The organism is Emticicia sp. (assembly GCF_043780375.1).
Taxonomy (GTDB): domain Bacteria; phylum Bacteroidota; class Bacteroidia; order Cytophagales; family Spirosomataceae; genus Emticicia.
In genome coordinates, this window is sequence record NZ_JAYWCU010000173.1 from 54,083 (window position 1) to 64,585 (window position 10,503).

Here is a 10,503-nt window from a genome sequence, read left to right on the forward strand (position 1 = left end):
TAACAACTAAACCTTTGAATTTATAATTTGGTTCAAAAAATATGGGCACAAAAATAGGGATTCAACATTTTGAACCCCTATAAAATTATTATTTTCTATCGAAAAATCTATACAAATTCCTTACCTTTTGTAGTTGCCGTTGCCACAAATTCTTTAACTTTTTGCTCGTCTTCTTTCTTACAAATCATCAAAACATTATCAAACTCGGCAACGATATAGCCATCTAAACCTTTTACAACCACCAATCTATCTTTTGGGGTCTTGATGATACAATTTTTAGTGTCATAAATCATCATATTGCCATCAAGAACATTTTGATTTTCGTCTTTTTCTGAAACTTCATACAATGATTTCCATGTACCTAAATCTGACCATCCAATTTCAGAAAGCACCACATACACATTTTCGGCTCTTTCCATTACACCATTATCAATCGAAATGTTTTTGCATTGCGGATAGGCTCTATTCAAAGCATCGGCTTCTCTGTCAGTATAAAAATCGCCCTTAATCTCTTCAAAAGCCTCGGCCATTTCGGGCAAAAATGCTTCAAAACATTTCTTTATAGTATTTATATTCCAAATAAAAATGCCTGCATTCCACACAAATTCACCACTTTCAACAAACTTTACAGCCCAATCGGCAGTTGGTTTTTCGGTAAAAGTTTGAACTCGTTTAATATCACCTTCCGATTCTGTAAACTGAATATAGCCATAACCAGTATCAGGGCGTGTTGGCTTAATACCAAGTGTAACGAGTACATCATTTTTTGCTGAAAAATGCAACGCTGTATTGATTCTTGCACGAAACTCTTCTTCTTTCAAAATAATATGGTCAGCAGGAGCAACCACAATATTGGCATTGGGGTTTTGAGCTGCAATTTTATAGCAAGCATAACCAATACACGGTGCTGTATTTCGACGGTTAGGTTCAAGCAAAATTTGGTCATCGCTGAGATATGGCAATTGTTGTTTCGTTATCTCATAATATTCCTTACTTGTAACAATATAAATATTTTCTTTGGGGCAAACACCTTCAAAACGCTCAACAGTCTGTTGAATCATTGTTTTCCCGATACCCAAAACATCATGAAATTGCTTAGGATTTGTACTACGACTAAAGGGCCAAAACCTTGTTCCGACTCCCCCTGCCATTATTATTACGTAATTGTTATTTATCATCACTACAAGGTATGTTGTTTATTACTCACTGTTTCAAATAGTTTTCTAAACGTAAAGCTACGTTTTCTCTAATATTCATCCAAAAAAGATTTATATCAGCAACATGCCAAACTTTTGTCTTCAAAAAAGCCCTGCCTCGTACATAAGGTTTATTAATCCACAACATTCCTTGATGGCTTTGTGCATCGGCAGCTTGTTTCACAAAAGTATATTTAAGTCCAACCCCGCCTTTGTTTAGTTCTTTCGATGCAAAATCTTCATTGCATTTCCATGTGAGTGGATTAGTGCAAACGGCTGTACTTAGTCCATTTTTATAATATTCTGGCGTAAAATTTCGGGCAAATGTATTCCAAGAAACAAAACCACCTATCTCCTCCGCCGATTGACTTGGTTTTATATTCTCGAAAGTATCAGGTTGAGTAGCAATTCCAATTAAATAGGCTTCTACCAATTGCTTTTGTAGTGGTTTTCCATCAAAATATTCTTTTAACAGACGTTTGGCATGCACTGTTCCCTGACTATGCGAAGCAATTATAATAGGACGACCTTGGTTCCAATTTTTCAAATAATATTCAAATGCTGCTTTGATATCAGAATACGCCAAATCTAATGCCTGTTTTTTATCCTCAGCATTGGGTGTAAGAAAACTATAATAATGTGCTTGTCGGTAGCGAGGAGCATAAATTTTGCACGAACCATTAAACGCTGATGCCTGATTCAAAATCGTTGAGTTATCGGTTTTTTCATTCAATTCTGCATCTTCTACATTTGCATTCCATAAGTATTGATTTTTAGGTTCATAAGTAAATGTTGTTGGATGTAGAAAAAAAACATCTGCTTTTGCATCGCTTTGTTTTTCTATGATATTCGATTTCAAAGGAGTTTTATCTGCCCTATCTTCTTTGGTTGGCAATGCTGCCCAAGCTTCACTCTGCGTATAATCAGGTACTTTTGGAACGTTGGATTGGTCAAAATGAGTTTTAAGAATAACCGAATTTTGAGCATTCCCATTTAACGAAAAAAATGCTACTAAAGAAAAAATTGATAGAAAAATCGTCTTTCGCATTGTATATGATTATTTTTTGGTAAAATTGTAACATTTTGATACAAACTAATAATAGTATGCTTGCATATTATTATTTTCTTTTCTAAGTTTGACACAAAATTACGTTTTGTTAACCCACTAACCAATATTCTTATGTACAAACTTTCCGTAAAAAAATGTTTGCTTGGAATTTGCTGCTTACTTATTACTCAGCTTTCCTTTGCTCAAACAAAAGTGTCTGGAACGATTACTGACGCATCAACTAAAGAGCCACTAATCGGTGTTAGTGTTCAAGTAAAAGGCAAGGTCGTAGGAACTATCACCAACACTAAGGGTGAGTTTTCATTTAGTGTATCATCGGCACCGCCATTCACACTTATAATATCTTCTGTAGGATACGAAAGTCAAGAAATGGTAGTTTCTGGAAATAACGCCTCTATCAATATTTCGTTGAAAGAACAAGCAGTTTTAGGACAAGAAGTAGTTGTTTCTGCCTCAAGGGTTGAAGAATCTGTCTTGAAATCGCCTGCGGCAATTGAGAAAATGGACATTCGTACTATTCGTGAAACGGCTTCTCCATCGTTTTATGATGCTCTTGCCAACATGAAAGGCATCGACATGACTACTCAAGGTTTATTATTCAAATCAATCAATATGCGTGGATTTGGTTCTACTGGTAATCCTCGTACAGTTCAGATGATTGATGGAATGGATAACCAAGCTCCTGGTCTAAATTTTCCAGTTGATAATATCGTTGGTATGCCTGAATTAGACGTTGAGAGTGTGGAGGTTTTGCCAGGAGCAGCATCTGCTCTTTATGGACCAAATGCCATCAATGGCTTGATTTTGATGAATAGCAAAAGCCCATTCTTGTATCAAGGTTTGAGTGCAACGTTGAAAACTGGCGTAATGAGTGCCAGCAACAGAACCGAGCCTACAACGCCAATGGCAGATTTCTCGATGCGTTATGCAAAAGCATCTAAGAACAATAAATTTGCTTTCAAAATAAACTTGGCTTACATCACAGCTAAAGATTGGCAAGCGACTGACTACTCAAATCTGAATTTGGGTGGCATACAAAATGGTACAAGAGGTGCAGGTGTAAAAAACGATTATGACGGAATGAACGTTTATGGCGATGAAGTTCAAGCCAATATGACTACCGTTGCAAATGGACTAATTGCCGCTAAACTTTTACCGTCAGCAGCATTGGGATTGATTCCAAGTGCCAATGTTAGTAGAACGGGCTTCTTAGAAAAAGACATGGTTGATTATAATACCAAGAGTTTTAAGACTAATTTGGCTGCCCATTATCGTATAAATGATAAAGTAGAATTAGTAGGACAACTTAATTATGGATATGGAACAACTGTTTATACAGGAACAGGTCGATATTCGTTAAGAAACTTTAACTTGACACAAGCTAAAGTAGAATTGAGAGGCGATAACTTTACTTTAAGAGCATATACAACACAAGAAAGGTCGGGACAATCATACACTGCTGGTTTAGCTGCCGTAGCAATGTTGAACAGTATAAAGCCTCATGCTAATTGGTTTGGCGAATATGTAGGAGCATTTGCAGCAGCACGAGGTGCAGGACAAGCAGAAGACGCAGCCCACTTGACAGCAAGAGGCGTGGCAGACAAAGGAATGCCGACACCAGGAACTTCAGAATATACTACGCTATTAAACAAATTTCGTGATGCAGCCATTGTAGATGGTGGCGGTGGTTTCTTGGATAAAACAAATATGTATCATGCAGAAGGTGTCTATAATTTCAAGAATCAAATCAAATTTATTGATTTATTGGGTGGAGCAAACGTGCGTCAATATCAATTAGCATCTAACGGAACGTTATTTGCCGATAAAAAAGAAGGTCGTACAGGCAATATTCCGATTAATGAATACGGTGCGTTTTTGCAAGCTGCCAAAAGTTTGTTTAGCGACCACTTGAAATTATCTGCTTCGATTCGTTATGATAAAAGCCAAAATTTTGAAGGATTTTTCACACCACGTTTTTCAGCAGTAGCAACATTCGGACAACAAAACTTCCGTGTTTCATATCAAACAGGTTATCGTATTCCAACGACTCAAAACCAATACATTGATTTGAAAACTCCTGCAGGAACTCTGATTGGTGGACAACCCGAATTCGATGCTAGATATAATTTAGCAAGTGGTATCTCTTTAGCAACATTAACTGATTTTTCAAAAAATCCAACAAAATATATCACTGCAGATGTAATAGCCAAAGCACAAGCTTATGCAACGGCAGCCGTAACAGCACAAGCAACTCCCGCAATTACGGCTGGTGTAACTGCTGCAATTACTCAACAAGTAACAGCAGGGGTAACTGCTGCAATTACTCAACAAGTAACAGCAGGGGTAACTGCCGCAATTACTCAACAAGTAACAGCAGGGGTAACGTCAGTAATCACACAACAAGTAACAGCAGGGGTAACAGCTCAAGTAAATGCAGCAGTTGCAGCAGGACAGATTGCAGCAGCAGCAGCAGCAGCAGCTATTCAAGCAGGTGTTGCAAGTACTTTACCAGCGGCATTAGCAACCAATTTAGCCCCAGGTGTTGCAGGTGCTCTACCAGCGGCATTAGCAACCAACTTAGCCCCCGGTGTTGCAGCAACTTTGCCAGGTGCTCTTGCAGCAAATTTTCAACCCGCATTTAATGCAGAGTTAGCAAAAGCACTTGCTGCCAACGTTCCAGCAGTTACGGCACAAGTAGCTCCTGCCTATGGGTTAGCAGCATTGCCTAAATATAAGGCTACAGCATTAGTACCAGAAAAAATAGAATCGTATGAAATTGGTTATAAAGGCCTAATTGCCAAAAAACTATTTGTTGATTCATATTTCTATACAAGTAAATATACCAACTTTATTGGTGGAACCTCTATTATTGTTCCAATAGCTGCCGCAGGCCCAGGCTTACCTATCGAATCTGGTGCTGGTGGTGCTTCAACTCGTTTGGGTTATTCTCGCCCATCAAACACAAAAGAAAAAATCACAGCTAATGGCTTTGCCATTAGTGCTAATTATTCATTGTCAAAAGGATTTAATGTGGGTGTGAATTTTGCACAAAATAATCTTAAAGGTTTTACAGCAAGTCCAGAGCAGCAATTTGCAGGTTATAACACACCAAAAAATCGCTATAATATTAGCTTTGGAAAACGCTTGAATAGCGGTGATAAATTTGGATTTAATGTAAACCTAAGACACCAAGATGCCTATTTGTGGGAAGCAAGTTTCAACCAACCAACTACATCAGGTATCGGTTTCTTTAGTAACACTACTGTGCCAAAAGTCACCACTTTCGATGCACAAGTAAGTTATAAGCTATCTGCTATGAAAACTATCATCAAAATTGGTGGTACAAACATTGGTGGCAAACCATACATTCAAGCATTTGGTAGTGCAGCAGTTGGCACAATGTACTATGTAGCCCTCACTTTCGACCAATTATTGAATAAATAAAAAGGAACAAACAATTTTATTAATTTTCATAATTTTCTTTGGTTTAAGTCAGAAAAGAGCTTCCATTTGGAGGCTCTTTTTTTGTTTGCCCAAATCTTAGAATATTTCTATAAAACACTTACCTTTGTGATTATAAACAATTATTCGTGTCATTTGAAAAAATAATAAGAGGTTTTAAAAAGTCATTGGTAAGCCTTACTATTTGTTTTTTTATAGTCTTTTTTATTATTAGTCATTAAACCCCAAGACATCAATATAAATATAAACTTAGTCTCTCCTTTGGGGGCGGGGAGCTTTTGGAAAAATGGGAAAAATTAAAGTTGCAAATCCAGTAGTAGAATTAGATGGCGATGAAATGACTCGCATCATTTGGCGTTTTATTAAAGAAAAATTAATTCTTCCTTACCTTGATGTGGACATAAAATATTATGACCTCGGCATTGAGTATCGTGATGAAACAAACGACCAAGTAACGATTGATTCTGCAAATGCTATCAAACAATACGGCGTAGGTATTAAGTGTGCGACTATTACACCTGACGAAGCTCGTGTGGTAGAGTTCAACTTAAAACAAATGTGGAAATCACCAAATGGTACTATCCGTAACATTTTGGATGGAACTGTTTTCCGTGAGCCAATCGTTTGTCAAAATGTTCCTCGTTTAGTTTCAAACTGGACTACCCCTATCATCGTTGGTCGTCATGCTTTTGGAGACCAATATAAAGCGACCGATTTCGTAGTAAAAGGGCCAGGAAAACTAACAATGAAGTTTGAAGGTGCCGATGGTTCGGTACAAGATTTTGAAGTTTACAACTACAAAGGTGGTGGAGTTGCAATGGGAATGTATAATACCGACGAGTCAATTCGTGGTTTTGCTCACTCATGTTTCAATGTTGCTTTAAATAAAAAATGGCCACTTTATCTTTCTACAAAAAATACTATTTTGAAGAAGTACGATGGTCGTTTCAAAGATATTTTTGAGGAAATTTACCAAGCAGATTATAAATCTAAGTTTGAAGCAACAGGCATCGTTTACGAACACCGCTTGATTGATGATATGGTAGCTTCTGCTTTAAAATGGAGCGGTTCATTTGTTTGGGCTTGTAAAAACTACGATGGAGACGTACAATCTGACTCAGTGGCACAAGGTTTTGGTTCATTAGGTTTGATGACTTCAGTATTGGTTACGCCAGATGGTGAAACGATGGAAGCTGAAGCCGCTCACGGAACTGTAACTCGCCACTACCGTGACCATCAAGCTGGAAAACCAACTTCAACAAACCCAATTGCTTCTATTTTTGCTTGGACTCGTGGTTTAGAGTTCCGTGGAAAATTAGATGGCAACCAAGAATTAATTGATTTCTGCCAAGCTTTAGAACAAGTTTGTGTTGAAACTGTTGAATCGGGTAAAATGACCAAAGATTTGGCTGTTTGTATTCACGGAAACAAAGTAAGCCACGGCGATCATTATCTTTATACAGAAGAATTTTTAGATGCTATTGACCAAAACTTAAAGGTTAAATTAGCTTCAAAATAGTTAATAAACCCTCTATAAAAACCCTACGCCTCGACTGTAACCGTTGAGGCGTTTTTTATTGTATTTCTGTGGTACGAAGTTTGCTGTTTTTGATTACTATAACTTATTTTACACAAGTCGGAAGGGCTTAGCGTTACATATAGTGATAATAAAATTGTCGTTCATTCCTAATTACCCAATGAAATCTATATTAATAATCATATTTACAACTTTCTCTTCATTATTGTTTGCCCAAAACTTAGCCATTCACTGGCAAAATAGCTTAGGTGGAAAAAACGACGAATTTGCTTATGCCTCAACACCTACGTCCGATGGCGGCTATGTGATTGTAGGCTCTACCAACAATAATAAAGATGGAGATGTTCTCACCTCAAAAGCATTTAGCGGTGCTGGTGGAAGCGATATTTGGGTTGTAAAATTGAATAATTGGGGTGAAATTGTTTGGTCAAAAACATTTGGCGGAACAAAAGATGATATCGCCACTGATGTTTTAGAAACAAAAGATAAAGCAATCTTAATTGTAGCCACTACCAACTCAACCGATGGAGAAGCCGTAGGTAATGGCTCTCGTGGAGGACTAATTCTACTTAAACTAAAAACCGATGGCTCAATAGAATGGCGAAAAGTTTTTGCCAGTGGTTATAATGCAGGCGAAATCGCCTTTGCAACAGCCGACGCAAACTCAAAACCCACAATCAAACCAACTGCCGATGGTGGCTATATGCTCGGAGCAACCATCACCCCAATCAATACCTCAGATTTTTGGTTGTCAAAACTCAACGCCGATGGCAATATTCAATGGACTAAAACCTATGGAAGTACCCAAGATGATTGGATGAATGAAGTAATTTTATGCTCAGATGGTGGCTTTTTAATGGTTGGTGGCACAGAAGCAACCAACTCAGAAGTTTCGGGAGCAGGAAAAGGTTTTATAGATTTTTATACTATAAAAACTAATGCAAGTGGCAGTGTTTTATGGCAAAAAGCATTGGGTGGCACCAACTTAGACATTGCTTTCTCGGCAATCGAAACTGCTGATAATGCCTACATTATTGTTGGAGAAACAAACTCAAGTAATGGCGATATGAGTAGTAATTTAGGTCAAAAAGATGGGTTTTTAGTGAAAATTGCAAGCAATGGACAAGTATTGTGGAAAACATTGACTGGCGGAACAGACATTGATGGACTTTATACTATCAAAAAAACAAGTGATGGAAAACTATTTGCAATGGGCATTAGTAGCTCCGATATTGGCAAAGTAAGACCTAAAGGCCCAGTAGGTGATATGTGGTTGGTAAATATCGAAACATCGGGCTTAATAAGTAGCCATACAATGTTTGGTGGAGCCGATTCTGACATTGCTCGTGGTGCTTTTCCAACAAGTGATGGGGGTTTTATCATTGCAGGGAATTCTGACTCTGTTGATGGTGATTTGACAGAAAATAAAGGAGGCACCGATTTTTGGGCAGTTAAGATTGGAAGTCCATTAGCTGTACAAATGAAAGATTTTTCGGCAAGTTTAACTTCCGAACAATATGTAAAACTCACTTGGGAATCTACTGCCGAAACTCGTTCTAAAAACTTTGTTGTTGAGCGAAGCATTGATGCCATAAAATTTACTTCATTGGGTCAAGTGGCGGCTTCTGTTACTTCCACAACAAAAAAAGCCTATTCATTCACTGATCAAAAACCTATTTTTGGAGAGAATTATTACCGACTAAAATTTTATGACGATGCAGGAAAAGAGTTTACTTATAAAACCTTAACTGTAAGCATTTCGATTCTGGCTTCTGAACCTCAAATTGAGAAAAAAACTTTGATAGTTTTTCCAAATCCTCTCGAAAACAATTATTTTTTTATCAAAACCACTCATGCTTTACCTAAAAGCATGCAACTCTTCAATTTAATCGGACTCCATATTCCGATAGAAATTCAAACGGTAGGCAACAATCAAGCTCAGATTTTTTTGAAAAATACACTTGATGCTGGCATCTATTTTCTTCTCTTAGATTCGGGCGAAAGCAAAATTATTGAAAAAATTATAGTTCGATAAAGCGATTTTTCCTTAATTTCGCTTTCTAATCGAAACGAAATTAAGATGAAAAAAAATATCAAGTGGGGAATTATTGGTATTGGCAAAATTGCCGAAAAATTTGCTACTGATTTAGCTACCGTCGCAAATGCTGAATTATATGCCGTCGCTTCTACTTCGCTCGAAAGAGCCAAAGATTTTGCCGCACGATATAACGCTCCTTATTTTTATGATTCTTACGAAAGTATTTTTCAAACGCCCGATTTAGATGTCATTTATATTGCTACGCCTCATACTTCGCACGCCGAAAATACAATTTTGTGTCTTAAAAACAAAATGCCTGTTTTATGCGAAAAACCTTTTGCCATGAATTTAAAACAAGTGCAGAAAATGGTAGAATCTGCTCATGAAAATGATGTTTTTTTGATGGAGGCTATGTGGACACGCTTTACGCCAGCCATTAACAAAACTTTAGATTTGATTGCCGAAGGACGTATTGGAAAAATAAAAACCGTTCAAGCAGATTTTGGATTTGTTGCCCCACAACTTCCAGAAAAAAGATTGTTTAACCTAAATCTTGGTGGTGGTGCTTTACTCGATATTGGTATTTATCCTGCCTATTTGAGTCTGCTTTTGTTGGGATATCCTTCTCATATTCAAGCAATTAGCAATTTTGGAAACACCGGAATAGACGAAACAACAAGTTTTATTTTAGGCTATAAAAATAATGCTACGGCGATTTTGAGCTGTACTTTAAATGCCCGAACTCGCACTGAAGCATTGATTTATGGTGAAAATGGCTACATTCATATCGAAGGGAGATTTATTGATGCAAGAAAAATAACGCTTTATGAAACCGATAGAAAACCTGTCATTTTTCGTTTTCCACGCAAAACCATTGGGTACAATTTCGAGATTGAAGAAGTAAATAGATGTTTGCGGGAAGGCAAAAATGAAAGCGACAAAATGCCGCTTTCAATGAGTGTAAAATTAATAAGCTTATTGGACGAAATCCGTCAAAAAGCTGGAATTATTTATGAAGGAATTGACTGAAGATTTACGAATGACGATTTACGAGCGATTCGCCGCTATGATTACGAATAAAAAGATCTTTTTAATGATAATTAATAGACATTTTTAACATATTTTTTCTTTGATTAGTATAATTTTCTGACAATCCAGTCTAAAATTATACATTGAACAAGCTGTAAACATCAAATTTTCT

General features: G+C 37.1%; 6 protein-coding genes. 4 read left to right on the plus strand and 2 right to left on the minus strand.

All coding sequences use genetic code 11. The features are described from left to right. Positions 1-107: 107 nt before the first annotated feature. Both ACH2CJ_RS14030 and ACH2CJ_RS14035 read right to left on the minus strand, forming a co-directional pair. Positions 108-1,175, minus strand: a complete 1,068-nt coding sequence (locus ACH2CJ_RS14030; RefSeq protein ID WP_394993559.1) for a mannose-1-phosphate guanylyltransferase — start codon at positions 1,173-1,175, stop codon at positions 108-110. A gap of 28 nt (positions 1,176-1,203) precedes the next feature. Further along, on the minus strand, positions 1,204-2,244 hold the full coding sequence (locus ACH2CJ_RS14035) for a DUF3089 domain-containing protein (protein WP_394993552.1): 1,041 nt from the start codon (positions 2,242-2,244) through the stop codon (positions 1,204-1,206). A gap of 132 nt (positions 2,245-2,376) precedes the next feature. Here ACH2CJ_RS14035 and ACH2CJ_RS14040 point away from each other — a divergent pair, with 132 nt between their 5' ends. The 4 genes from ACH2CJ_RS14040 to ACH2CJ_RS14055 all read left to right on the plus strand — a co-directional run bounded on the left by ACH2CJ_RS14040 (position 2,377) and on the right by ACH2CJ_RS14055 (position 10,331). Continuing rightward, positions 2,377-5,709 carry a carboxypeptidase-like regulatory domain-containing protein gene (locus ACH2CJ_RS14040; protein WP_394993553.1) on the plus strand — a complete coding sequence of 1,111 codons (3,333 nt, stop codon included), beginning with the start codon at positions 2,377-2,379 and terminating at the stop codon, positions 5,707-5,709. 304 nt (positions 5,710-6,013) lie between these two features. Beyond that, complete coding sequence (locus ACH2CJ_RS14045) at positions 6,014-7,246, plus strand: isocitrate dehydrogenase (NADP(+)) (RefSeq protein WP_394993554.1); 1,233 nt, start codon at positions 6,014-6,016, stop codon at positions 7,244-7,246. Between the two features lie 178 nt (positions 7,247-7,424). Then, positions 7,425-9,299, plus strand: coding sequence for a T9SS type A sorting domain-containing protein (locus ACH2CJ_RS14050; RefSeq protein WP_394993556.1), 1,875 nt, complete (start codon positions 7,425-7,427; stop codon positions 9,297-9,299). Between the two features lie 45 nt (positions 9,300-9,344). Continuing rightward, positions 9,345-10,331: a Gfo/Idh/MocA family protein gene (locus tag ACH2CJ_RS14055; RefSeq protein WP_394993558.1), complete on the plus strand. Its 987-nt coding sequence runs from the start codon at positions 9,345-9,347 to the stop codon at positions 10,329-10,331. The last annotated feature ends 172 nt before the right edge of the window (positions 10,332-10,503 follow it).

What these genes read in the sequence shown, in the direction of transcription:
- ACH2CJ_RS14035 (WP_394993552.1), bottom strand. Translation starts at nt 2,244, where the DNA reads ATGCGAAAGACGATTTTTCTATCAATTTTTTCTTTAGTAGCATTTTTT.
- ACH2CJ_RS14040 (WP_394993553.1), top strand. Translation starts at nt 2,377, where the DNA reads ATGTACAAACTTTCCGTAAAAAAATGTTTGCTTGGAATTTGCTGCTTA.
- ACH2CJ_RS14045 (WP_394993554.1), top strand. Translation starts at nt 6,014, where the DNA reads ATGGGAAAAATTAAAGTTGCAAATCCAGTAGTAGAATTAGATGGCGAT.
- ACH2CJ_RS14050 (WP_394993556.1), top strand. Translation starts at nt 7,425, where the DNA reads ATGAAATCTATATTAATAATCATATTTACAACTTTCTCTTCATTATTG.
- ACH2CJ_RS14055 (WP_394993558.1), top strand. Translation starts at nt 9,345, where the DNA reads ATGAAAAAAAATATCAAGTGGGGAATTATTGGTATTGGCAAAATTGCC.